Consider the following 23,069-nt stretch of genomic DNA (forward strand, 5'->3'; position numbering starts at 1 on the left):
CAGACAGAATGGCGAAATAGGCCCGAAGGACCGGCAGACAAACCGAAAAGCGGTGCGTTTCCCGGCGTCAGGTCCCGTAGGTGGCAGGATCAATTTCAAAGGCGAGTCCGGCCATCTCCTCGCCCTTTGCGCGTCGCTCGGTATTTGCGCGCGCGATTTCCCGATAGAGTTCGAGCGCCGACCGGTCGTCGAGAGCAGAGGTGTCGATGCCAAGGTGTTCTTCGAGAAGGTCGCGGCGCAGACTTTTGACCACATCGGGCGCCCAGAAGCTCGCGTTGAGTTCCGTATCACCGAAGAAGGAACGGTTGGCGACATTGCAAGACCCGATGGTTGCCCAGCAATCGTCGATCAGGCAGATCTTCGCATGCACATAGACATTCCGTGAAATCCCGTCGCTTCCCCTCGCCGCGATGCCCACGAGCGAGAAATGCGGATGACGACTGAGCGAAGCCAGCTTTTCGAAGAATGAACGGCTGCGGGGATTGGCGCGTGCTTCTTTCGTGAATCCGTTTGCGTCGGCGGGAACGAGATAGACCACATCGACCCCGCGCGTCAGGGCGCTGTCCAACCGGTCCACGATGTCTTGCGAGGCTATGGACTGATCTTCCAGATAGATCGTGCGTCGCGCCGCATCTATTGCGGCGAGATACTGGGCATGGATGCTGGACTCGCCCTCATGGATCGCAAAGGGCTCACCGCCCGGCGGAGGTGTCGGGTCGGTATAACGGCCAGCGCGGACCGTGCGCTGGATATGCACGATGGCGTCGCCCGCAGCGGGAGAAATCGCTCCCGGGAACGGCAAGTCGCCTTGCAGTTCATGCGATGGCCAGACGCCGTCACGTTCGGCGCGATCACTGGCCTCGTTCCAGCGCTGGACGAAGTTGTGATGAACGTCGGTCGCAGCCGGTCCCCTGATCTCCGCATAGACGTCATGCGTACTTTCTCCGGCATGGCTCCCATGTCCGGGGGCCACGACGGATTCGGGATCCAGATTGATACCTCCGACAAAGGCGATTTCCTCCGGCAAGCCGGCGTCGATCAGCCAGCTCTTCTGGTGCTGGCAGTAGGCACCGTGGGCGCGATCCCAGCGGACGAGGAATTGAGTGCTGCGCTTGCTGAGATGGTCGAGATGATGCGGCTCGCCGGAAAAGACGGAGGTTCTTGGAAAATTCACGTCCTCGTTCATGCGCCAGAAAATGACGCGCACATCGACGCCTCGTGCAACGGCTGCATCGAGGACATCGAAGAGGCTGCCTCTCCCGTCCGGCATCTCAAAATCCGGATGCATGAATGCGACGGTAACCCACACGCTCTTCTGCGCTGCTTCGACGGCCTTGCCGATGCGCCGGAAGGCCGGTTCGCCGTCGATCAGAGGCCGCACGATGTTGCCATGTCGCACGGGGTATGAACCGGTCGTCGGGAAAGGAATGTAGGGAGTGATTTGGGCGTGCTGATCTGTCGCCGTCTTGTCCATCCTGTCTTCTCCCGAGATTTTCTTGTGTAACGGTAGCCTCTCCCAAAGATCGACCTGAGGCAAAGAAAAAGGCCGCGGAGATTGCTCTCCGCGGCCTGATCGCAGGATGTGCGCGCGTGCCTACTGGAACTGCTCGGCTTCCAGCGAGTTGCGGCCGGCTATCATCGGCATCTGGCATCAATGAAGATTCTCAGTCCGTCTCGCGAATTTCAAGAACATGGCAGTCAGGCTTTGAAAGTGCGATTTTCGGTCCTCCGCCTAGAGTTGTGCTACCGGACGGGACATATGTGATTACCCAATATTGCCAGGTCTTAACGTCTTCAATCTCAACTATCGGCCTCCACGCTTGGCGCTCCGCCTGAAACTCGAGGTAGACGTAAGACAAAATGTCCTTAGCGACGGCTATCGCCTGTTCTTTGCTCTCACAAATTCGCGGTGGGGCAGCATTCGCGTTTACAGCGAAGAGGCAGATCGCGGTAGCGAGCCATGACATCTGACAAGTAGCGGCAAGCCGGATCATATCGAGCGCTCCCCCGAAGATGCAAAGATAACGACTGCGCACGTGTAGGCAGAATATTGGTACCTGATACTGCGCCGTCGCGCCAAGTTGTCAGTTGAAGGTGCGTTGTGGCGAGAGGGTCCGGTCTCATGGCGTTCATCAGCGTCGGTTGCGATAGAGCACCCACATATAAAAAGGCCGCGGAGATTGCTCTCCGCGGCCTGATCGTTTTAGGCGTGCCGTTTATTAGTGGCCCGACTTGAACTGCGCGGCTTCGGTCGAGTCGCCGAGAGCGGTCGTCGAGCTTTCGCCGCCGGCGGCCGCCAGCGAGACGAGGTCGAAGTAGCCGGTACCGACTTCGCGCTGATGGCGCGTCGCCGTGTAGCCCTTGGCTTCCGAGGCGAACTCGGCCTGCTGCAGCTCCGAGTAAGCCGCCATGCCGCGATCGCGGTAGCCGGAAGCCAGCTCGAACATGCCGTGGTTGAGCTGGTGGAAACCGGCCAGCGTCACGAACTGGTACTTGTAGCCCATCGCCGCGATTTCGCGCTGGAACTTCGCGATGGTTTCCTTGTCGAGCTTCGCTTCCCAGTTGAAGGAGGGCGAGCAGTTGTAGGCCAGCAGCTGGTCCGGGTATTCCTTGCGGACCGCCTCGGCGAAGCGCTTCGCGTCGGCGAGGTTCGGAACCGAGGTTTCCCACCACAGCAGGTCGGCATAGGGCGCGAAGGCGAGGCCGCGCTTGATGCAATGGTCGACGCCCGTGCCCGGCTTCAGGCGGTAGAAGCCTTCAACCGTGCGGCCCTTGTCGAAGTCGATGAACTCGTGATCGCGCTCGTCGATGTCCGAGGTGATCAGGTTCGCCGATTCCGCGTCCGTGCGGGCCATGATGAGGGTCGGAACGCCCATGACGTCGGCGCCGAGGCGCGCGGCGTTGAGGTTGCGCTCATGCGCGCGGGTCGGGATCAGAACCTTGCCGCCGAGATGGCCGCACTTCTTTTCCGAGGCGAGCTGGTCTTCGTAGTGAACGCCCGAAGCGCCGGCTTCGATATAGGCCTTCATGATTTCGAAGCAGTTCAGCGGGCCGCCGAAGCCGGCTTCCGCGTCGGCAACGATCGGCACGAACCAGTCGCGCTTCGCGCCGCCTTCCGAGTGCTCGATCTCGTCGGCGCGCTTCAGGGTGCGGTTGATGCGCTTCGCGAGTTCCGGGCCAGCATTCGCCGGGTAGAGCGACTGGTCGGGATACATGGACGAGGCGGTGTTCGCGTCGGCGGCGACCTGCCAGCCCGACAGATAGATCGCCTTCAGACCGGCGCGGACCATCTGCATGGCCTGGTTGCCGGAGAGCGCGCCCAGCGAGTGGATGTAGTCTTCCGTGTGGAGGCCTTCCCAGAGCTTGTTCGCGCCGCGGGTGGCGAGCGTGTACTCGATGGGGAACGAACCGCGCAGCTTCTCCACGTCTTCGACGGAGTAGTTGCGCTTCACATTGTCGAAGCGGCCCTTGGGCGCGCTCGGGATCAGGTCGTAGAAGGTCTTGTTGCTCATGGGTCTGTCCTCAGGGGTCAACAGTCGGGGTAGGTGATCTCGGGTCTCAGTTCTCGTGGCTGACGAGCAGCCTGTAGGCCGGCAGCGTCAGGAACTCTTCGCATTCCTCGGCGGTTGCCATTTCAGCGAAGAGGCGGATCGCCTCGTCGAAATGGCCTTGCGTCCAGCGCGTCTCGCCGAGAGTGGCGCGCAGCGTCTTCATTTCGTCGTCGAGCACGTTCTGGAAGAGTTCGGGCGTCACCGTGCGTCCGTCCGAGAGCTTCGCGGCGTGGTAGAGCCACTGCCAGATCTGCGTGCGGCTGATTTCAGCTGTCGCAGCGTCTTCCATCAGATTGTAGAGCGGCACCGCGCCGCGGCCGCCGAGCCAGGCTTCGATGTACTGCACGCCGACGCGGCAGCATTCGCGCATGCCTTCCTCGGTGCGCTCACCCTGATGCGGCTCGAGCAGTTCCTTCTGGCCGACATGCACGTCCTGACGCTGGCGGGCGAGCTGGTTCGGGCCGGTGAGCTTGCCGAAGATTTCCATGGCGACGGGAACGAGGTCAGGATGGGCGACCCAGGTGCCGTCATGGCCGTTTGTCGACTCGCGCTCCTTGTCGGCGCGCACCTTGTTGAAGGCGGCCTCGTTCGCGGCCTCGTCGCCCTTCACCGGGATCTGCGCGGCCATGCCGCCCATCGCGAAGGCGCCGCGTTCATGGCAGGTCTTCACCAGAAGGAGCGAATAGGCATTGAGGAAGTTCTTGCCCATGACGACCTGCGCGCGGTCCGGCAGCAGGTAGTTCGGGTTCTTTCCGAGGCGCTTGATGTAGCTGAAGATGTAGTCCCAGCGGCCGCAATTGAGGCCGACGATGTGGTCCTTCAGCTCATAAAGGATTTCGTGCATCTCGAAGGCGGCGGGCAGCGTTTCAATGAGGACGGTGACCTTGATCGAACCGTTCGGAATGCCGAGAGCCTTTTGCGAATGAACGAAGACGTCGTTCCACAGGCGGGCTTCCTTGTGGCTTTCCATCTTGGGCAGATAGAAATAAGGGCCAGTCTTGTGCGCCTTCAGCTTCTTCGCGTTGTGGAAGAAGTAGAGGCCGAAGTCGAAGAGCGAGCCCGACATGGGTAGGCCGTCGATCTCGACATGGGCTTCGTCGAGGTGCCAGCCGCGCGGGCGGACGTTCAACACGGCATGCTTGTCGCTGACGTTGTAGGTCTTGCCGTTGGACTCGTCGGTGAAGCCGATCTTGCCGTCCCAATAGTCGATGAGGTTCAGCTGGCCGCCGATCATGTTGTCCCATGTCGGCGCGGCCGCATCCTCGAAGTCGGTCATGTAGGACTGGGCGCCGGAATTGAGCGCGTTGATGACCATCTTGCGGTTGTCGACCGGGCCCGTGATCTCGACACGACGGTCGAGCAGGTCGGCGGGGATCGGCGCAACCTTCCAGTCGCCTTCGCGGATGGACTTCGTCTCGGCCAGGAAGTCGGGAAGCTCGCCGGCATCGAAGCGCTTCTGACGCTCGGCCCGGGCAGCGAGGAGTTCGCGACGGCGGGCACCGAATTTGCGCTCAAGCTCGGCGACGAAAGCGATGGCGTCGGCAGTGAGCACACGCTCATAGCCCGGCTTCACTTTTCCGCGAATCTTGACGCCGTCCTGGTTGGCGCCGACTGCCGACTGGCTCATGGGCTCTCTCTCCGCTGCTGGCTCTGCTTTTTCGCCTATGGGGCGCGGTCATACATCCACAACAACCAAATGTCCAAAGCATTCCTAAGTCTTTGAAATTGTTAAAGTAAAGAACTTAACAAGATGGGGGAATGAAATCGTTGAGAATGTAAAGTTAGTAAATTATAGTGCCCGCGCAGCACCCTTCTGGAGGGGGTTCGACGCTATGGCATCCGAGAAAAAAGTCTTTGCTGGTCCGCGCGTTAGGCGGCTTCGCCGGGAACGGAACCTGACCCAGGCCCGCATGGCCGCCGACCTCGGCATTTCGGCCAGTTATCTCAATCTGATCGAGCGCAATCAGCGGCCCATGTCGGCCCAGATCCTTCTGAAGCTCGCCGAAGTTTACGATGTCGAGCTGAAAAGCCTCGCCGGCGACGACGAGGCCCGGGCGCTCACCGCGCTGCGCGAGGTCTTTGGCGACCCGCTTTTCCGCGACAGTGGCCTCACCACGCAGGACATGCAGGAAGTCGCTTCGGCGAGCCCGGCCGCCGCCGAGGCGCTGGCGACGCTCTACCGCGCCTATCAGCAGGCGGTCGCCAACACCTCGCTCCTCGCCGAACGTCTCGCCGACCGGGATCTGCTCGATGGCGGGCAGGCGGTCAACGCGCCTCTCGAAGAGGTGCGCGACTTCATCAACAGCCGCAACAATCACTTTCCGGTACTCGATGAAACCGCGGAAGAGCTTTACCGCAAGGCATCGCTTGGCGCGGACGAACCCTATGTGGCCTTGCGCAACTATCTGCGCGTTGCGCATGGCGTCGCCACGCGCGTGGTGCCCGCCGATCTCATGTCGGGCGAGCTTCGCCGTTATGACCGCCATCGCCAGACGATCTTTCTGTCCGAACTCATCGATCAGCCGGGCCGCTCGTTCCAGCTCGCCTATCAGCTCGCCTATTTCGAGCAGTCCCGGGCCATTGAGGACATCGTGGAAACCGCGGGCCTCAAAGACGACGAGGCGCGCACGCTGTGCCGCGTCGCGCTCGCCAATTATTTCGCCGCTGCGCTTCTCATGCCTTATGCGGCGTTTCTCCGGACTGCGGAAGAGTCACGCTACGATCTGCGCCTCGTCGGCCGCCGCTTTGGCACGAGCTTCGAGCAGGTCTGCCATCGCCTTACGACCTTGCAGAGGCCCGGCGCGCGGGGCATTCCCTTCTTCCTCATCCGCGTCGACAATGCGGGCAATGTGTCGAAGCGGTTTTCGGCGGCAGGCTTTCACTTCGCGCGTTTCGGCGGCACCTGCCCGCGCTGGAATGTACATGACGCCTTCCGCGTACCGGGGCAGATCTACACTCAGGTCATCCAGATGGAGGATGGCACGCGCTATTTTTCCATTGCGCGCACGGTGAGCCGTGCGGGCTCCGGCATCGGCGTTCCCGGCGACCAGTATGTGGTAGGCCTCGGCTGCGAGATCACGCATGCGCGCAAGCTCGTTTATAGCCAGGGCTACGATCTCAACGACGAGCGCGGGGCCATGCCCATCGGCGTCAATTGCCGCCTCTGCGAGCGGCTCGATTGCTCGCAACGCGCCTTCCCGCCGTTGAAGCAGAAGCTGCGTGTCGAGGATCATGTGCGCGGCATCTCGCCTTTCGGCGTGCCGGTGAGCAATGGCTGAGGCGGCGGAGCGCGGGCGGATGTGGCGGCATGCCGTCGTCGCTGCGGCAGTGCTTGCGCTGCATGCGCTCATTGTGCTGCCGTTGCTCTACCACGCCGCCCCGCCGCCGCTGCCGGTCGAGCCCACGCTGGTCACAGTCGACCTCACTGCGAGCGAGAAGACGGAGGCACCGGCGCTAAAGCCAGTCGAAATTCCCGAGCCGGTACTGGCGCAGCCGGTGATATCCATGCCCATCATGCCGCGCCCCAGACTGCCGTCGCCCGTACCCACCACCAAGCCGGCGCCGGCCGCTCCGGCAGTGGCGCCAAAGCAGTCAAAGGCCGCCGCCGCGCCGAGCGGGATGGCCTCTTCTTCGTCCGACGCGATCAAGGAAAGGTACACAGCGAAGCTGCGGGCGTGGCTCGCCGCGCATAAGCGCTATCCGTTGCAGGCGCGGCGAATGCGGATAAAGGGTTCGACAATTCTTCAATTGAGCGTCGCGCCCGACGGTCATGTCGTCGCGCATCGCATCGAGCGGAGTACGGGTTCGGACCTGCTCGACCGCGAGGTGGAGGCGATGCTCGCGCGCTCCGAGCCATTGCCCGCGCCCCCTCCGGAGCTTGCAGGTGGGCATCTGGAGTTTCGTTTCCCGATCCGCTTCGATCCCGGCGAGTTCGACTAGGTGGAAGCGCCCTCGACGCCGGGCTCGGCATCCGGCAGCGTCTCGCCGTTTCCGCGCCAACGGCTCCTCCGGTCGCGGTTCGGGCGAAGTCGGCTGCCTTGCCGCAATACAAGGCCTTGGGCGACGTCGGCGAAGTCGGCCTCGGCGCAATATCGGGCGAACCTTTCAATGAAGTCTTTCATCTCCGCGCCGCTGGGTCCGGTGGATTTGCCCTTGAGCCGCCGTCTGGTGGTGCGGATCGCCGAAGATATGGCGTTCTTCAGGTCGGACATCGTCCACTGCGTCCCAAGCCAGCGCGGCCATGGCGAAGTGGCCAGAAAGGCTTGATAAAGCCTGTAGGCCTGAGGATCGGGAAAGAGCGGCTTCTCCTTGCCGAAACGCTTCCAGGGTTTGTCGGCGCCGGCGTAATGCACGATCGCGGGCTCGATCAGGTCGTGCAGCGGCAGATACGGGCTGCGTCGAGGCAGCATGTTCCAGACCGGAGACAGGGACGCGAATGCACTGTCGAGTACGGCGTTCAGGCTGTCTTCGTCGGGCAGCATGCAAAGCTTGGGATTGCGGCGCACATAGTCGAGAGTACGTTCGGTCAGCCCGGCGCGGTTCCAGGCGGCAACGTCGATGCAGATCACTCCGGTGTTGCAGTAACGAAATGGCCGGCTCATCCCCAATTCTGCAAAATGCGCCTCACCGGTGGCTCGCTCCTTTTCCGTCGCGAAGACCACGCCCCGGCGCTGCGCTGCGATGGCGTGGCCGCCGAGATCCAGATCGAACAATGCGGTCACGTCGGCATGAATGGTGAGGTCGGTGTCGAGATAGAGAATGCGCTCGTAACGCTCGGCGAAAATCTCCGCGAGAAGGAGTTTGATGAGCGTTGCAGTCGTCAATCGACCCATGCTGATGGTGATGTCGCGCAAGGGCTCGAAATCGAGAATTTCGTGCTTGATGCCTTTTGCGGCCATCCATTGCCGATCAATCTCGGTTGCGGCGTCCGCGTCGGTAACGACAATGGTGTCAAAGGGCTCTGCCGTTGGATCGGAATGCGCGCGGACCGCATCGGCGACGAACAGGGCGGGCATGAGCATGTTGCGGTCGGTGCAAAGCACCACCGCATTGCGCCTGGACGCCGTGTTCTTCTCGATTGAATACGTCAATTTGTGCGACCGCCCCCGGTGATGCTGCAGCCGGAATGCTAGTTCACCGGATGCCGCATTGCGAGTGCGAGGTACGAACAGGCGTCGGACCTCAGCGGATCAGCCGTTCTGGCGGAAAGCGCAGCGCAATATCCATCGGCAGGTTGCCGCCACCATGCGCGTCGAGCGTGCCGCCATGCAGTTCCATCACCTTGCGCGTGAGGGAGAGCGCGAGGCCCTGCATGCGGGCCGCGCCGCTATCCTCGGTGCTGATGAAGGGATCGTCGCAATAGGGAAGGCGGGTCTGAAGCCCGTCGTCCTCGTGCGCGACGAGTTCGTTCAGCATCAGCAACAATCCGTGCTCGTTTTCGGTGACGGTGAGGCGCAGCGTCGCGCCGCGCCTTGCGCTGAAGATAGCTTCGGCGACGAGACGGAAAAGCCCTTGGCGCAGGCGTTTCGCGTCGCCGCGCAGGCCGGACAATTTAGCCGGGCAGTCGATCTCGATCTTGAGGCCTTCTTCGCCTGCGCGGATCTTCTGGCTCGCGACGGCGATTTCGAGCAACTGGCCGAGATTGCAGATTTCGTCCGTGAGGCTCGTATTCTCCGTTTCAGCATCGGCAATGCCGAGCAGATCCTCGATCATGTCGAGGAGCATCGTGCCGCTCGAATGAATGTCGCGGGCATATTCGCGATAGCGTTCTCCGCCGATGGGGCCGAGCTGTTCGTTCTTCATCATTTCCGAAAAGCCGATGATATGGGTCAGCGGCGTGCGGAGATCGTGATTGACGTTTGAGAAGAAAGTGCGGCTGCGCTTATTCGCCTCGCGGCTCTGCGCTTCGGCTGCCTCCATGGTGCGTTCAAGCTTGCGGCGCACGGTGATGTCGTTCAGCGCGGCGACGCGGGCCGGCACGCCGCCCCAGCGTGAGTCGACGATGCGCATTTCGGCGAAGCGATTGTCGCCATCCGGGCGCAGTACAGCCACCTCATGTTCACCGGGATCGGTCGGTAGCCCGAAAGGCTTGCCGATCAGCTCCCCCGCGCTGCGCCCCATAAGCTCTTCGGCCGCAGCGTTGACGAAGCGCACATTGCCGTGACTGTCGAGAATGACCATCGCCTCGGAGGCTTCCTGAACGAGCGTCATCTGCGGTTCTGCCGTGGGGCGAACCTCGGCGATCTCACGTTTGTCGCGGGCCTGCCGTCGCGCCACCGCGCGGCGAAGCGCCAGCAGCACATGCATCGTCTCCGTGTCGGGGCCCAGGCAATCTTCGGCGCCCGCTGCCATCGCGCGCATTTGCAAGGCGGCGTCCTCGCGGCCGATCGCAAGCACGGGCGCATCGGGCCCGAGCGAGATCACGCGCGTGAGAAATTCGATTTCGCCATTTTCGTCATCCGCAATGTCGACGATCACGGCGTCAATGCCGGGGCTGAGCAAGGGCTCGATGCCCTGCGCAGGCGATGAAACGCTGAAGCTGACCGCGCCTTTTCCGTCGGGTGACGCCCATAGAAACGCCAGGCGCAAAACCTCGTTCGCGCTTACCACATGAACAGCGAGTGCGGCGAGGGCGTCACGCCCTTCGCTGCCTGCCTTGGAAATGGGGCCCGCCGACCACAATTGCGTCGAACGGCGCATCATAAGCCTACCTTCCGGCCCCCGCCGTTGGTCGATATGAAGTCTTTCGTCACGCTTCAAACGACCGGTCCACTTATTCGATTTGTCGTGCAACTCAACGTCCGAGCGATTGAGGCATTGCCCATGGAATCTGCTGGTTAATGTCCGTGCAGCTCCGCCTCACGCGGTCTTTAGAATCGACCCCAGAAGTAAATACTTGGTAAAGATTGAGGATATCTTGTGGGTGCAGTGTGAGCGACCTACAAGGAAAAGCCGGAGCGAAATTTCTAGAAAATATTTTTTAAATCAATGGCTTATGGTGGAAATACCGCGCGCCGGACCTTGGTAAACAAAATCTTTCCTCTTCATCTTTCGTTAGGGCGGTTCCGGCGCCGCAAAGGGTGCTTTCCAGCTTCTCGGCGGTGTCGCTCTGCGCATTTCGGTTGGGTGGTGATTCGAAAACGGGCGCGGAAGCCAAACTTGTTCCACCTGCCGCAATGGGTTAGGTATGCGCCCGCGCCGTTTCGGCGCCTTCAGACGGTTTCCGACGGTTATGGCCAAGCAGGAAAAGACCTTTCGCCCCAAGGCGCGCGTGCCGAAGGGGCTTCGCGATGTCGCTGCCCCTAATGTGCGGGCCGAGGCGCGCATGCTTGCGCGTATTCGCGAGGTCTATGAGCGCTATGGCTTCGACCCGCTGGAGACCTCGGCGCTCGAATATGCCGATGCGCTGGGCAAGTTCCTGCCCGACGAGGACCGTCCGAACGAAGGCGTCTTTTCCTTTCAGGACGATGACGAGCAGTGGCTGGCGCTGCGCTACGATCTGACCGCGCCGCTCGCGCGCTATGTCGCCGAACATTACGACGGCCTGCCCAAGCCCTTCCGCCGCTACCAGGCGGGCCCCGTCTGGCGCAACGAGAAGCCGGGCCCGGGCCGCTTCCGCCAGTTCACCCAGTTCGATGCCGACACGGTCGGCGCCCCCACCATCGCGGCCGATGCCGAGATGTGCATGATGGCTTGCGACACGCTGGAGGCTTTGGGCTTGCAGCGCGGGCAGTATCGGCTGCGCGTCAACAACCGCAAGGTGCTGGACGGCCTCCTCGAAGAGATCGGCCTCGGCACTGACGCCGCCGACCGCACGCATATGACCGTGCTGCGCTCCATCGACAAGTTCGACAAGCTCGGCCGCCGCGGCGTGGAGCTTCTACTTGGCGCGGGCCGCAAGGATGAATCCGGCGACTTCACGAAGGGCGCGGGCCTCGCGCCCGAGCAGATTTCGCGCGTGCTCGACTATGTGGAATCGGGCCTCAACGAGGGTTCCGCCGATCGCGGCGCGGTGCTCGACGGCTGGCGTAAGGTCGTGGGCAACAGCGCCATCGGCCGCGAAGGCATCGACGAGCTTACCGAGATGGACGCGCTTTTCACGGCGGCTGGCTATGGCCCGGATCGTATCGAGTTCAATTCCTGGATCGTGCGCGGTCTTGGCTATTACACTGGCCCCGTCTTCGAAGCCGAGCTTCTCTTCGACGTAAAGGACGAGGACGGCAATCTCGTGCGCTTCGGCTCCGTCGGTTCGGGGGGGCGTTATGACGGGCTCATCGAGCGCTTCAAGGGCGTGAAGGTGCCGGCCACCGGCTTCTCCGTCGGGGTCAGCCGGTTGCAGGCCGCGCTCGAGGCGCTAGGTCGCGTCGAGAAGGATGTCGTCGCGCCGCCGGTCGTCGTGCTGACGCTCGCCGCAGCCAATATGGCCGGCTATCAGGCCATGGTCGGCGAGCTTCGCAATGCGGGCATCCGCGCCGAAATGTATCTCGGCGGCTCGGGCATGCGCGCCCAGATGAAATATGCCGACAAGCGCGGCGCCCCTGTTGCCGTCATCGAGGGCGAGGACGAGCGCGCCAAGGGCATCGTCACGCTGAAGGACCTGATCCTCGGCTCGGAGGTCTCGCGCGAGATCACCGACAATGCGGAATGGCGCCAGAGCGCCGCAGCCCAGATCGAGGTCGAGCGCTCGAAGCTTGTCGAGGGCGTGTGCGAGATTCTCGCCCGGCACGGTCTCCATTCGGGGCACCACGGCCGTTAAGGCCCATATCTCCGCTTTCCCGACATTTACCATTCCATGTTAAAAGGGCGCGGCCGGAGGGTCCGGCGCGCGAAGGATCAAGACCATGTCATCGACGCCTGACAGAAATCCGGCGGGAGCCAGCACGGCAGCCATGCGCGACGTTTTCGAACGCGCGGGCTTTGCGCCGGTCGAGCCGCCGCTCCTCCAGCCCGCGGATGTTTTCCTCGACCGTTCGGGCGAGGATATTCGCCGCCGCCTCTATGTGTTCACCGATCCGGGCGGGCAGGAGCTTTGCCTGCGTCCCGATCTCACCATTCCGACCTGCCGCCTCTATCTTGAAGGCGTGGGGAGCGGCGAGGCGAAATACTGCTATTCGGGCCCCGTCTTCCGCTTCGACCCCAAGGGTTCGGGCGAAGTCGTGCAGACGGGCGCGGAATTCTTCGGCGACCGCGATGCTGAAGCCGCCGATGCCGAGATGCTGGCGCTTGCTGCCGAAGCCGTGCGAGCAGGTGGGCTTTCGGCCTTCGATATCGAGATGGGCGATCTCGCGCTATTCGACGCGCTGGTCGATGCGCTCGACATTCCGACAGGCTGGCGCACTCGACTGAAGCGTCACTTCTGGCGACCGCGATATTTCAAGGAACTTGTCCAGCGCCTCGCAAGCGATTGCAGCGCGGATGAACGGTCCGATGAGCAGGCAGGGCTTCTCGCCGCGCTCAATGTGCTCGATGAACAGAGCGCGAAGAGCGTCATTGCCGATGTGCTCGATCTCGCGAAGATCGCGCCGGTTGGCGGGCGCAGTATCGCGGAAATCGCCGAGCGCTTCCTTGAGCGTGCCGCGGACAGGAGCGCCGCGCCGCTCTCGAAGGAGGTCGCCGATCTCATCGACGCCTTCCTGTCGCTGAAACTCGCCCCGCGCGACGCGGTGAAGAGCATTCGCGATCTGACCAAGGCCGCAGGCATCTCCATCGAGACGCCGCTGACGGCGCTCGAACGCCGCTTCCAACTGATCGAAAAAAAGGGCGTCGATCTTTCGCGCGCTCGTTTCGGCACGGGCTTTGGCCGCACGCTCGAATACTACACAGGGTTCGTTTTTGAGCTGCGTCGCAGCGGCGCGGGCGCGGAAGGCGCGGTCGCGGGCGGGGGGCGTTATGACGGGTTGCTCCAGAGCTTGGGGGCGAATCGCCGCATTCCGGCGGTCGGTTGCGCCATCACGGGCGCCGATCTTTCAGGGGAGGCCGTGCGATGAGTGATGCCTTGATCGTCGGCATTCCGTCCAAGGGGCGGTTGCAGGAAAATGCCAATGCCTTCTTTGCCAAAGCGGGTTTGCCCGTGAAACAGGCGGGCGGCGGACGCGAATATGTGGGGCGTATCTCGGGTGTGAAGGACGTCGCCGTCGCATTCCTCTCGGCCTCCGAAATCGCGGCCCGTCTTGAGGATGGCTCGATCCACTTCGGCGTCACGGGCGAGGACCTCATCCGCGAGAATCTTGCCGATGCGGATAACTCCGTCGAACTCGTGCTGCCGCTTGGCTTTGGCTATGCGGATGTCGTCGTTGCCGTGCCGCAAAGCTGGATCGATGTTTCGACGATGGCCGATCTTGACGATGTGGCGCTTGCTTTTCACCGTCGTCATGGCCGCCGTCTTCGCATCGCCACCAAATATCTGAACCTCACGCGCGCCTTCTTCGCCGAACACGGGATTGCGGATTACCGCATCGTCGAAAGTGCGGGCGCGACCGAGGGCGCGCCTGCGGCAGGCACGGCGGAAGCCATCGTCGACATCACGACGACAGGCACGACACTGGCGGCGAACAATCTGAAGATTCTCGACGATGGCGTCATGCTGAAAAGCCAGGCGAACCTCGTCGCGAGCCTTCGCGCCACCTGGGACGACAAGGCCCTTGCGGCGGCGAGCGCCGTTCTCGACCGCATCGACGCGCGGCGCTTTGCCGAAAGCCATGTCATCGTCACGGCGCGAGGCGGCAATCTCGACGGAGCGACGGCCGCAACGGTTCTCAAGCGCGATTTCGGCTGCACGAGCGAAGGCGTCGAGAATTCCGTTCTCTGCCCGCGTGAGAATTTGCACGCCGTCGCAATGCGCCTCCGCGAATTCGGCGCCGATACGGTCACGGTATCACCTGCCGAATATATATTCCGGGCAAGGAACATGCTTCTGGAGAAGCTGAAGGCGCGGATCGGAGGGTAACATGGCCGTCTGGTCCGCAGGGCAATATGTGAAGTTCGAGGACGAGCGTACGCGGCCCGCCCGCGACCTTCTCGACCATGTCCCGCTGGCCGACGCGGCACGGGTCGTCGACATTGGCTGCGGGCCGGGTAATTCGACGGAGCTTCTCGTCGAACGCTTTCCCGGTGCGAAGGTCGTCGGGCTGGACAGTTCGACGGAAATGCTCGCCGCGGCGCGCAAGCGCCTGCCGAAAATCGACTTTGTGGAAGCCGACATTGCGGCGTGGCGCCCCACGGAGCCGGTCGACCTTCTTTATGCCAACGCGGTTTTCCAATGGGTGCCGGAGCATGAGGCCGTTCTGGCGCGCCTGCTTGAGGGCGTGGCCCCGGGCGGCGTACTTGCGGTCCAGATGCCGGACAATCTCGCGGAGCCGACGCATCTGCTGATGGCCGAGGTCGCGCAGTCCGGACCATGGGTGAGCGCCTATGAGGGGCACAACGTCGTCCGCGCGACGTTGCCCGCGCCGACGCGCTACTACGACTTGCTGGAGCCGTTCGCTTCGCGCATCGACATCTGGCACACGATCTACAATCACCCGCTGACGGATGCGGCGGCGATCGTCGAGTGGGTGAAGGGCACCGGTCTTCGCCCCTGGCTCGATCCGCTGAGCGAGGCGCAGCAGCGGGACTATCTTGCCGAATATACGCGCCGCATCGCGCTTGCATACCCGCCGCTCCGCGACGGTAAGGTGCTGCTGCGCTTCCCGCGTCTCTTCATTGTCGCGACGCGGCGCTGATCGATTCAGCCTTCGATCTTCAAGCCCCGTTCCGCGATGAACTTCGCGCGTCCTTTTTCACCTGACTTCTCGAACATCGGCAGCACCTTCTCGATGAGCCAGGGGAAGGCCCCCATCAGGCGCGAGGTAAGGCTGTCGCCATAGGGCACATAGGTTTCGAGCTTGCCGGTGTCGAGCGCCTTCATGCAGGCATCGGCAACCTCGGCGGCCGTGAAGACCTTGCCGACGAAATTGAGCGGCGATCCATTATGTACCGCCTCGTAGCGCAGCATGGGCGTGTCGACACCGCTCGGAAATATACCCATCACGCGCACGCCGTCATGGATGAGTTCCGACCTGATCGAGGTCTGGAAGCCGCGCAGCCCGAACTTGGAGGCCGCATAGGCTGCGCTTGCCTTCAGCGCGATGATGCCGCCCATTGAGATGATGGAGAGAATGTCGCCACTCTTGCGCGGTCGCATGATGCGGGCCGCCGCGCGGGAGAGCTGCATCGGCGCGATGAGGTTGATGAAGATGTGTCGGTCGAGCTGTTCGGGCGTCAGCGCGTCGACATCGCCCGGTTCGACATAGCCCGCATTGTTGACGAGCAGCGCGAGATCGCTGTGGTCCGTTTCGATGGTGCTTGCCAGCGCCGCAATGCCTCCGGTTGTCGAGAGGTCGGCGCGGATGGCGAGCGCCGGGCGCGAAAGCCGGGCAGCGACCGCAGCCATACGCGCTTCGTTGATGTCGGCAAGGATCAGATCATAGCCGCGCCGATCGAGCCGGATGGCGATTTCCTCCGCGATGGCGCCACCGCCGCCGGTGACGAGTGCTTTCTTTCCCATCAGGCGGCTTCCTTCTTTGCTGTGACGCGCAGCTTGTCGAAACAGCCATCCGTGAGGTCAGGCCAGTTGAGCAGCTTGCGCAGGCGCCTCATCTGTTTGCGGTAGGACGCGATTTCCACATAGGTCGCGTGGCGGTCGGAGCCGACGAAGTGAATGCCGCCGGTGAGGTCGGGCCTGTCGGTTGCAATAAACTGGTCGATGCCTTTGGCTTCGGCGCCGCCCTTGGCGCGGGCGACGATGGTGCGCGCGATCAGGTCCGCCATCTGGTCGAAGAGCTTATAGGCACCGCCATTCGTCTCCATGAAGCCTAGCGCGTAGAGGCCCGGATTCTCGCGGCTGAAGAGATTCATGTAGAGATCGGGCCGCCCATGCTTCCAGCTGAAATTTTTTGGATCGAGATAGGGCACTTTCCAGCTATAGCCCGTCGCGCAGAGCACGAGGTCGATCTCTTCCGACGTGCCGTCCTTGAAGTGCACGGTCTTGCCGTCGAAGCGGGCGATGTCGGGCTTCGCCTTGATGTCTCCATGGGCGAGAAAGTGTAGCAGCTGCGTGTTGAGGATCGGATGGGTCTCGAAGATGCGGTGATCTGGCTTCTGCAGCCCAAACCGCGTCAGGTCGCCATTGAGAAGGCGAAGAACGGCGCCGAATACGCGCTGTTCGAGCCACATCGGCAATTGCGGGCCCGACGCTGCGAAGGCATCCGCCGGAATGCCGAAGAGATGCTTCGGGATGAAGTGATAGCCGCGCCGCATGCTGATGAAAGCCTTGTCGGCGCTTTGTGCTGCATCGCAGGCGATGTCGCAGCCGGAATTTCCCGCGCCGATGATGAGCACGCGCTTGCTCTTGAATTCATCCATGGAGCGATAGCTTTGCGCGTGGCGCATTTCGCCCGTGTAGGTGCCGGGATAGCTCGGCAAGGATGAGTGCCAGTTGGTGCCATTGGCGCAGACGAGCGAGGCGTAATGTTTCGTCTCGCCGGTCGAGAGCGTCACGCGCCACCCGCCGCTTTCCGGCGCCGCTTCCTTCACTTCTGTGTTGAAGTGGATATATGGGCGCAACCCATATTCATCCGCGAAGGCATGCATGTAGGAAAGGATCTGCCGGTTCGACGGATAGTCCGGATAGTCCTCCGGCATGTCGAAGTCGTGGTAATGCGACTGCGTTTTCGACGATATGAAATGTGCGGAGTCGTAGACGGGCGAGCCGGGGTTTGCTTGATCCCAGAGGCCGCCAACATCGGAGTGTCGCTCATAGACATCGAAGGGAATTCCCCGTGCGAGAAAACTCCGCGCAAGCGCTAACCCCGCCGGGCCGCCGCCCACCATACAGACCCGTCCGATTTCCGCCATGACTTATCCCTTGTAAAATGTGAGGAGTCCTCATATATTAAAAATGATAATCCCTCACATTTCTGTGAGGCAAGAAGATTCGGAGAAAAAATGCCGGGAAGTGCCGCCATTCGCAGAAAGCCGACGCAGGAGCGGGCGAAGGAGCGCGTGGAGCGCATCCTTGCCGCTGCATCGGAACTCATTGCCGAGACAGGCAGTGACGCCGTGCGCATGAGCGAGATCGCCGCGCGGGCGGGTGTGCCCATCGGTTCGCTCTATCAGTATTTTCCCGACAAGCCGGCGATCCTGCGCGTGCTGGCTCAGCGTGTCATGGAGCGCGTTCGCGAGGGGCTGATCGCGAGTCTCACGGGTCTCGGCTCGGGAAAGGAAGCAATCGGCCGGGTGGATGCGTTGATTGAGGGCTATTACCAGCTCTTCATCACCGAGCCCGATGTGCGCGACGTCTGGTCGGCGACGCAATCGGACAAGGCGTTGCAGGCGCTCGATGTGGAAGATAGCCGCGAGAATGCCCGCGTCTTCTTTGCGTCGCTGAAGCATCTGGTGCCGAAGCGCGATCATCAGCGGTTCGAGGCGGCGTCCTTCCTGCTGATGCAGCTTGCCGGTTCGGCGGTGCGGCTCGCCATTGCGGTCGATCGCAGGGAGGGCGACCGTTTGATGAAAGAATATCGCGCCATGACGCGCCGTGAGCTTGAAACATTCTTCAACGATTGACCGGCCCGGCTCTTGCGGCAGCGTCTTGCCGAAGGCGCGCGTCCTCTCTACGATCCCGATGCTTTGGTTCCGAGGGCGACGAGCCCGAGGATGAAAAGGGAAGCCGGTGCAATGCCGGCGCTGCCCCCGCAACTGTAAGCGGCGAGTTCCACCCGAGAGCGCCACTGGTCAATTCCTCGACCGGGAAGGCAAGGGCCGGAATGTTGACCCGCGAGCCAGGAGACCTGCCTGAGCACCGTCAACGCGAACCGATGGGGCGGGGTGTCCCCTGGAGGAAAGATGCAGAATGTTTTCTTGCACGGGCTCTGCGCCCGTGGCTTCAGACCATTTATGAAATGTGCATCCGGCCATTCGTGTCCGCTGGCGGTTTCCTCATGCCAGAAGGACAATCTCGATGGACGACCGTATTCTCGCTCTCTGTGCGCCGGTGCCTTTGCCGACGACGCCCGCCACGCGGCTTGCTGAACTTGTTTTTCCAAGCCAGACAAATCACCATGGCACCTTATTCGGCGGGGCTGCTCTAGCATTGATGGATCGCGCCGCCTATATCGCCGCGACGAGGCTTGCGCGCGGTATGGTCGTGACGGCTGCTGTCGAGGCGGCGGATTTCCGGCGGCCGGTATTGCCGGGTCAGCTCGCCGAGGTGACCGCGAAGATCGTGAAGATCGGTTCAACGTCGCTCACCATCGACATAGAACTCATCGCTGAAGATCTTCTGAGTGGAGGGCGCGAATATGCAGTCGGCGGGCGCTTCGTCATGGTGGCACCGGAGGAACGCTTCGCTCCGGCAATGGGCGCGGGCCCGCAGGCTGCTCCCGAGGCCGGAACGAGTTTCGTGGAGGTGATCTTTCCCGACATTGCCAATCACCGGGAAATTCTCTTCGGCGGCAACGCACTTTCGATGATGGGCAAGGCCGCTTTCATCGCCGCGACCCGGCATTGCCGCGAGACGGTCGTCATGGCGGCATCGGAGCGGATCGACTTTCTCGCCCCGATCAAGGTTGGGGAATTTGCCGATCTCGAAGCGCGCGTCGTCATGACGGGGCGCAGCTCCATCTGCGTCGAGGTCGATCTGACCGTCGAGAACCCGCTGTCGGGTGACCGCGAGCGCAGCGCCCGGGGCCGCTTCGTGATGGTGGCGGTTGGCCGGGACGGCAAGCCTGTTCGCGTGCCGCCCCGGATGGCGCCGGGGAGCTAGAGCCCCGGAACGGGGAAGCGCGATGTCAGCGCGCGCGTGCGGTTGGCGAGGATGGACTCGGCGACGGCATCGCCTTCGACCGCCAGCGCTTCCGCGATGATGGCCGCAATCTCGTCCATTTCCGCCAGCCCCATGCCTCGGGCCGTCGCGGCCGGCGTGCCGAGGCGAAGGCCCGAGGGGCGCATTGGCGGCAGGGGGTCGTCAGGGATTACCTGCTTGTTGGTGGTGAGGCCCACGCGGTCCAGCGCTTCCTGTGCCTTTGCACCGTCGATGCCGAAGCTCGCCATCGTGTCGATCACCATCAGGTGATTGTCGGTGCCGCCGGTGACGAGCTTCACCTGCCGCGCGGTGAGCGCCGCCGCCAGCGCTTTGGCGTTGGAGAGGACAGCTTCGGCATAGATGCGGAAGGCGGGCATGGCGGCAAGGCGGAACGTCGCCGCCGCCGCCGCGACCTGGTTCATATGCGGTCCGCCCTGAAGGCCGGGAAAGACAGAGGCGTCGATCTTCTTTGCGAAGCGCTCCTTGCAGAGGATGAGGCCGCCGCGTGGTCCCCGCAGCGACTTGTGCGTCGTCGTGGTCATCACGTCGAAACCCGCATCGAGCGGATTGCGCATGACATTGGCCGCGATGAGCCCGCCGATATGGCTCACATCCGCCATGGTGAGCGCGCCGACCTCATCGGCCACGCGCTTGAAATCCGCATAGTCGTAGTCGCGCGGATAGGAGGAATAGCCGCAGACGACGAGCTTCGGCTTTGTTTCACGGGCGACTTTGGCCAGACTGTCGAAGTCGATGGCACCATTCGCGGGGTTCGTCTTGTAACGGACGAAATTGAAGAGCCGTCCCATATGCGAAACCGGCGCGCCATGCGTCAGGTGTCCGCCATGGCTCAAATCCATGGCGAGGATCGTGTCGCCCGGTTCGAGCAGGCCAAGATAGACGGCCTGATTCATCGGCGAGCCGGAAAGCGGCTGGACATTGGCGTGTTCCGCGCGGAAAAGCGCCTTGGCGCGGTCGCGGGCAAGCGTCTCGATGCGGTCGGTATATTCCTGTCCGCCGTAATAGCGGCGTCCCGGATAGCCCTCGGAATATTTGTTGGTAAAGGCGGAGCCCAGAAGCGTCAGCACTTCGGGGAAGGCATAGTTTTCCGAGGGGATGAGTTCGAGCCCTGCGCGTTGCCGCGCCTCTTCGCCCTTGAGCGCGAGATAGACATCAGGGTCCGATTGGGCGAGCCGGGTTCGCTCCGTCGAGTTGCTCATGATCTTTCCTTTCGACAGCCAAAAACAAAACGCCCGGCCAGCATTTTCGTTGCTGCCCAGGCGATCGGCTGTAGATCGGTCTCCGCGCTCCCCGATGGTTGCCCATCTCATATCGCCAGTCGCGCGGAGGATATGTGCGACCGAGGTCATGGGAAATTTAAGATGGCCGGGCGCTCGCGTCAAATAGACTGTCCGGAGTCCAAAGATTCGGGGAGCGTGAGATGTGGAAGAGCTGGAAATTATGGGTGGTCGTGCTGATCGCCTTCGGGGTCGGCCAGCTCGATCCCATTGGCGAGGTCTATTGGAAGCTCGCCGAATGGAAGCTTCCACAGATCAAGGCGGAAAGCCTTTCAAAGCCATCGCCTTTCGAGGGCATTCCACATGAAAAATGGATCGACGAAAGTGAACATGCCTTTGCGGTGAACGACATTCATCCCGTCGCTCCGGTTCACTTCCTCGTCATTCCGAAGCACCGCTACACCTCCATACTCGAGACGCCACCTGAAGTCGTGAGCGAGATGGTGCAGCTCGGGCTGAAGCTCGCGCGGGAGCGCGGCATTACCGACAGCGGCTTCCGCATCGTCATCAACACGAATCCGCAAGGCAGTCAGACCGTCTACCACCTGCACATGCATTTCATCGGCGGTCGGCAGATGCGCGACAAGGGTTAGGGCAGGCCCAGCACGCGCTTGGCCAGAATGTTCTTCTGAATTTCGTTCGAACCGCCATAGATCGACTGCGCGCGGGCGCCGAGATAGCGGGCGACGGCGGGCGCGGCACTGGAGGGCAGGGGCGTATTGTCGGTCCAGAGCGGCGCCGTCGAATCCGGGAAAGCGGGCATGGCATAGGGGCCGAAGGTTTCCATGCCGAGTTCCGTGATGTCCTGCGCGAGTTCGGTCGCGATCACCTTCAGGATCGAGGATTCATTCCCGGGCGCGCCGCCTTCCGAGACGGTCGCGAGCGTACGGAGCACGGTGAGTTCAAGCGCATCGAGGCGCGCCTCAAGCTCGGCGAGCTTGACGCGGAAAGCCGGATCGTCGATGAGGCGCGTCGCCCCGGTGTCCGTCTGTTCCGCCGTGGTGCGAATGTCTTCGAGCTGCTTCCGCTTTCCCGCGACATGGGCGTAGGAGGTGCGCTCATGGCCGAGGAGATAGTTGGCATAGGTCCAGCCCTTGCCCTCTTCGCCGATGCGGTTCTCGATGGGCACGCGGACATTCTCGAAGGTGACGCTGTTCAGCGAATGCTTGCCATCGATGGTGATGATCGGATGGACGGTGATGCCCGGCGTCGCCATGTCGATGCAGAGGAAGGTGATGCCTTCCTGCTTCTTGCCCGAATTGTCGCTGCGCAGCAGGCAGAATATCCAGTCCGCATGTTGCCCGAGGCTCGTCCAGATCTTCGTGCCATTGACGACATATTCATCGCCCTCGCGCACAGCCGCGCATTGCAACGAGGCGAGGTCGGAGCCGGAGCCCGGTTCTGAATAGCCCTGCGCCCAGAAGGTTGTGCTGTCGAGAATGCCCGGCAGCCAGCGCTTTTTCTGCTCCTCTGTACCGAAGGTGTAGATCACGGGGCCGACATAGAGGAGGCCCATCGGCACGACATTGAGCGCGCCGGCGCGTTCCAGTTCCTCGTCGAAGATGTATTTCTGGTTGGCTGTCCAGCCCGTCCCGCCATCGGCCTTGGGCCAGTTGACGGCGAGCCAGCCTTTCGCGGCCAGGGCGTGTTCGGAGGTCTGGTAATCCGCCTTCGAGGGCGAGTGCCCGCGCGCCATCTTCTCCACGATCTCGCGCGGATATTCATGCTCGAAGAAGTCCCGCACCCTCATGCGGAAGTCCTCGTCTGCCTTGGAAAAAGAAAAGTCCATTGCTCCATCCCCGTCGAATTTCTTGTTGGGACGAGACTAACGGTTTCATGAGAGGAAGGCGATGTTACTTGATGGATCAGGAAAGCGGTTGAAGTTCCAGTACGCCATCGTTGACGGTAAACTTGAAATTGCCAAGGAAGGACAGGCCGAGGAGGCCGTCAATTCCTGGACCGAAACCCTTCTGCTCCACCGTTTGAATAAAAACCGGAATGTTTGAGGCTCGTGCGTCGCCAAGTGAGATGACTTTTGCACGGCCGCCCATGACCCAGATGGCGCCATTCGCGGTATGAGCGATGGAGCCATCATCCTTCACCGGTTCGATACCTGCGCGAGCGGCAAAGCTTCGAGTTAGGCTGGTGCGTGACGCGCCGGTGTCGATGATCATTCTCGCTTCTATGCCGTTCACCTTGACCGGGAGAATGATGGCGCCTTGACCCTTGATGTACTTGAGGCGTGTTGTGCCATTGCCGAAAGGTTTCGGGCACGCCCCTTGTTCTTGCCAGTGGCGGATTATGACGTGCCACTGAAGTTTCCCCCACGGGGGATTAGAGCCTTGGCATGATTATGCCCTCTCGGGCGGGTTGAGCAAC

The 23,069-nt window shown here is 62.2% G+C and carries 19 protein-coding genes and 2 riboswitches; of the genes, 9 read left to right on the forward strand and 10 right to left on the reverse strand.

The features are described 5' to 3' along the window. Window positions 1-67: 67 nt before the first annotated feature. From F2P47_RS16195 to aceB, 3 genes are all read right to left on the reverse strand, one after another. The gene (locus tag F2P47_RS16195) at window positions 68-1,474 is read right to left on the reverse strand and encodes a phospholipase D-like domain-containing protein (RefSeq protein ID WP_152217426.1); all 1,407 of its coding nucleotides are present in this window, start codon (window positions 1,472-1,474) and stop codon (window positions 68-70) included. 745 nt (window positions 1,475-2,219) lie between these two features. Beyond that, the gene (aceA, locus tag F2P47_RS16200) at window positions 2,220-3,512 is read right to left on the reverse strand and encodes an isocitrate lyase (RefSeq protein ID WP_152217427.1); all 1,293 of its coding nucleotides are present in this window, start codon (window positions 3,510-3,512) and stop codon (window positions 2,220-2,222) included. A 46-nt stretch (window positions 3,513-3,558) separates the two neighbouring features. Continuing rightward, a complete protein-coding gene (gene aceB / locus F2P47_RS16205) occupies window positions 3,559-5,178 on the reverse strand; it encodes a malate synthase A (RefSeq protein ID WP_152217428.1) in 1,620 nt (539 codons plus the stop codon). A gap of 205 nt (window positions 5,179-5,383) precedes the next feature. Here aceB and F2P47_RS16210 point away from each other — a divergent pair, with 205 nt between their 5' ends. Together F2P47_RS16210 and F2P47_RS16215 are read left to right on the forward strand one after the other, a co-directional pair. Next, the gene (locus F2P47_RS16210; RefSeq protein WP_152217429.1) at window positions 5,384-6,829 is read left to right on the forward strand and encodes a helix-turn-helix domain-containing protein; all 1,446 of its coding nucleotides are present in this window, start codon (window positions 5,384-5,386) and stop codon (window positions 6,827-6,829) included. 19 nt (window positions 6,830-6,848) lie between these two features. Continuing rightward, window positions 6,849-7,490 carry a TonB family protein gene (locus F2P47_RS16215; protein ID WP_185681163.1) on the forward strand — a complete coding sequence of 214 codons (642 nt, stop codon included), beginning with the start codon at window positions 6,849-6,851 and terminating at the stop codon, window positions 7,488-7,490. On the opposite strand, the gene F2P47_RS16220 is transcribed toward F2P47_RS16215, so the two are convergent. Then, window positions 7,487-8,596, reverse strand: a complete 1,110-nt coding sequence (locus tag F2P47_RS16220; RefSeq protein WP_343032322.1) for a glycosyltransferase family 8 protein — start codon at window positions 8,594-8,596, stop codon at window positions 7,487-7,489. The genes F2P47_RS16215 and F2P47_RS16220 overlap by 4 nt on opposite strands. 136 nt (window positions 8,597-8,732) lie before the next feature. Further along, window positions 8,733-10,253: a sensor histidine kinase gene (locus F2P47_RS16225; protein ID WP_152217432.1), complete on the reverse strand. Its 1,521-nt coding sequence runs from the start codon at window positions 10,251-10,253 to the stop codon at window positions 8,733-8,735. Between the two features lie 529 nt (window positions 10,254-10,782). Between F2P47_RS16225 and hisS the strand changes: the two genes are divergently transcribed. The 4 genes from hisS (at window position 10,783) to tam (ending at window position 15,271) form a co-directional block, all read left to right on the forward strand. Next, complete coding sequence (hisS, locus tag F2P47_RS16230; RefSeq protein ID WP_152217433.1) at window positions 10,783-12,306, forward strand: histidine--tRNA ligase; 1,524 nt, start codon at window positions 10,783-10,785, stop codon at window positions 12,304-12,306. Window positions 12,307-12,391: 85 nt separating this feature from the next. After that, the gene (locus tag F2P47_RS16235) at window positions 12,392-13,537 is read left to right on the forward strand and encodes an ATP phosphoribosyltransferase regulatory subunit (RefSeq protein WP_152217434.1); all 1,146 of its coding nucleotides are present in this window, start codon (window positions 12,392-12,394) and stop codon (window positions 13,535-13,537) included. Continuing rightward, a complete protein-coding gene (gene hisG / locus F2P47_RS16240; protein ID WP_152217435.1) occupies window positions 13,534-14,496 on the forward strand; it encodes an ATP phosphoribosyltransferase in 963 nt (320 codons plus the stop codon). Before F2P47_RS16235 ends, hisG begins: the two co-directional genes overlap by 4 nt. Before the next feature lies 1 nt (window position 14,497). Next, a complete protein-coding gene (gene tam, locus F2P47_RS16245) occupies window positions 14,498-15,271 on the forward strand; it encodes a trans-aconitate 2-methyltransferase (protein ID WP_152217436.1) in 774 nt (257 codons plus the stop codon). A gap of 5 nt (window positions 15,272-15,276) precedes the next feature. Here the strand turns inward: tam and F2P47_RS16250 are convergent, their stop codons facing one another. Further along, window positions 15,277-16,095: an SDR family NAD(P)-dependent oxidoreductase gene (locus F2P47_RS16250; RefSeq protein WP_152217437.1), complete on the reverse strand. Its 819-nt coding sequence runs from the start codon at window positions 16,093-16,095 to the stop codon at window positions 15,277-15,279. Further along, window positions 16,095-17,444 carry a flavin-containing monooxygenase gene (locus F2P47_RS16255; RefSeq protein WP_152217438.1) on the reverse strand — a complete coding sequence of 450 codons (1,350 nt, stop codon included), beginning with the start codon at window positions 17,442-17,444 and terminating at the stop codon, window positions 16,095-16,097. Before F2P47_RS16255 ends, F2P47_RS16250 begins: the two co-directional genes overlap by 1 nt. 90 nt (window positions 17,445-17,534) lie before the next feature. Between F2P47_RS16255 and F2P47_RS16260 the strand changes: the two genes are divergently transcribed. Both F2P47_RS16260 and F2P47_RS17970 read left to right on the forward strand, forming a co-directional pair. Beyond that, window positions 17,535-18,155, forward strand: a complete 621-nt coding sequence (locus tag F2P47_RS16260; RefSeq protein ID WP_152217439.1) for a TetR/AcrR family transcriptional regulator — start codon at window positions 17,535-17,537, stop codon at window positions 18,153-18,155. Between the two features lie 47 nt (window positions 18,156-18,202). Beyond that, window positions 18,203-18,401: riboswitch (cobalamin riboswitch) on the forward strand. A 148-nt stretch (window positions 18,402-18,549) separates the two neighbouring features. Continuing rightward, complete coding sequence (locus F2P47_RS17970) at window positions 18,550-19,353, forward strand: acyl-CoA thioesterase (protein WP_152217440.1); 804 nt, start codon at window positions 18,550-18,552, stop codon at window positions 19,351-19,353. On the opposite strand, the gene F2P47_RS16270 is transcribed toward F2P47_RS17970, so the two are convergent. Then, window positions 19,350-20,612, reverse strand: coding sequence for a serine hydroxymethyltransferase (locus tag F2P47_RS16270; protein ID WP_152217441.1), 1,263 nt, complete (start codon window positions 20,610-20,612; stop codon window positions 19,350-19,352). The genes F2P47_RS17970 and F2P47_RS16270 overlap by 4 nt on opposite strands. 47 nt (window positions 20,613-20,659) lie before the next feature. Next, window positions 20,660-20,745: riboswitch (ZMP/ZTP riboswitch) on the reverse strand. Between the two features lie 88 nt (window positions 20,746-20,833). On the opposite strand from F2P47_RS16270, the gene F2P47_RS16275 reads away from it, so the two are divergent. After that, on the forward strand, window positions 20,834-21,283 hold the full coding sequence (locus F2P47_RS16275) for an HIT domain-containing protein (protein WP_152217442.1): 450 nt from the start codon (window positions 20,834-20,836) through the stop codon (window positions 21,281-21,283). On the opposite strand, the gene F2P47_RS16280 is transcribed toward F2P47_RS16275, so the two are convergent. Both F2P47_RS16280 and F2P47_RS16285 read right to left on the reverse strand, forming a co-directional pair. Beyond that, window positions 21,280-22,479 (reverse strand): acyl-CoA dehydrogenase family protein, encoded by a 1,200-nt coding sequence (locus tag F2P47_RS16280; protein WP_152217443.1) that lies wholly within the window; start codon window positions 22,477-22,479, stop codon window positions 21,280-21,282. The two genes, F2P47_RS16275 and F2P47_RS16280, sit on opposite strands and share 4 nt — an antisense overlap. 76 nt (window positions 22,480-22,555) lie before the next feature. Then, window positions 22,556-22,885 carry a retropepsin-like aspartic protease family protein gene (locus F2P47_RS16285; protein WP_281349314.1) on the reverse strand — a complete coding sequence of 110 codons (330 nt, stop codon included), beginning with the start codon at window positions 22,883-22,885 and terminating at the stop codon, window positions 22,556-22,558. Between the last annotated feature and the right edge of the window lie 184 nt (window positions 22,886-23,069).

Source organism: Parvibaculum sedimenti (assembly GCF_009184905.1).
GTDB lineage: Bacteria > Pseudomonadota > Alphaproteobacteria > Parvibaculales > Parvibaculaceae > Parvibaculum > Parvibaculum sedimenti.

What these genes read in the sequence shown, in the direction of transcription:
- aceA (WP_152217427.1), bottom strand. Translation starts at nt 3,512, where the DNA reads ATGAGCAACAAGACCTTCTACGACCTGATCCCGAGCGCGCCCAAGGGC.
- aceB (WP_152217428.1), bottom strand. Translation starts at nt 5,178, where the DNA reads ATGAGCCAGTCGGCAGTCGGCGCCAACCAGGACGGCGTCAAGATTCGC.
- F2P47_RS16260 (WP_152217439.1), top strand. Translation starts at nt 17,535, where the DNA reads ATGCCGGGAAGTGCCGCCATTCGCAGAAAGCCGACGCAGGAGCGGGCG.
- F2P47_RS16215 (WP_185681163.1), top strand. Translation starts at nt 6,849, where the DNA reads ATGTGGCGGCATGCCGTCGTCGCTGCGGCAGTGCTTGCGCTGCATGCG.
- F2P47_RS16250 (WP_152217437.1), bottom strand. Translation starts at nt 16,095, where the DNA reads ATGGGAAAGAAAGCACTCGTCACCGGCGGCGGTGGCGCCATCGCGGAG.
- hisG (WP_152217435.1), top strand. Translation starts at nt 13,534, where the DNA reads ATGAGTGATGCCTTGATCGTCGGCATTCCGTCCAAGGGGCGGTTGCAG.
- hisS (WP_152217433.1), top strand. Translation starts at nt 10,783, where the DNA reads ATGGCCAAGCAGGAAAAGACCTTTCGCCCCAAGGCGCGCGTGCCGAAG.
- F2P47_RS16255 (WP_152217438.1), bottom strand. Translation starts at nt 17,444, where the DNA reads ATGGCGGAAATCGGACGGGTCTGTATGGTGGGCGGCGGCCCGGCGGGG.
- F2P47_RS16275 (WP_152217442.1), top strand. Translation starts at nt 20,834, where the DNA reads ATGTGGAAGAGCTGGAAATTATGGGTGGTCGTGCTGATCGCCTTCGGG.
- F2P47_RS16270 (WP_152217441.1), bottom strand. Translation starts at nt 20,612, where the DNA reads ATGAGCAACTCGACGGAGCGAACCCGGCTCGCCCAATCGGACCCTGAT.
- F2P47_RS16235 (WP_152217434.1), top strand. Translation starts at nt 12,392, where the DNA reads ATGTCATCGACGCCTGACAGAAATCCGGCGGGAGCCAGCACGGCAGCC.
- F2P47_RS16280 (WP_152217443.1), bottom strand. Translation starts at nt 22,479, where the DNA reads ATGGACTTTTCTTTTTCCAAGGCAGACGAGGACTTCCGCATGAGGGTG.
- F2P47_RS16225 (WP_152217432.1), bottom strand. Translation starts at nt 10,253, where the DNA reads ATGATGCGCCGTTCGACGCAATTGTGGTCGGCGGGCCCCATTTCCAAG.
- F2P47_RS17970 (WP_152217440.1), top strand. Translation starts at nt 18,550, where the DNA reads ATGGACGACCGTATTCTCGCTCTCTGTGCGCCGGTGCCTTTGCCGACG.
- F2P47_RS16195 (WP_152217426.1), bottom strand. Translation starts at nt 1,474, where the DNA reads ATGGACAAGACGGCGACAGATCAGCACGCCCAAATCACTCCCTACATT.
- F2P47_RS16210 (WP_152217429.1), top strand. Translation starts at nt 5,384, where the DNA reads ATGGCATCCGAGAAAAAAGTCTTTGCTGGTCCGCGCGTTAGGCGGCTT.
- tam (WP_152217436.1), top strand. Translation starts at nt 14,498, where the DNA reads ATGGCCGTCTGGTCCGCAGGGCAATATGTGAAGTTCGAGGACGAGCGT.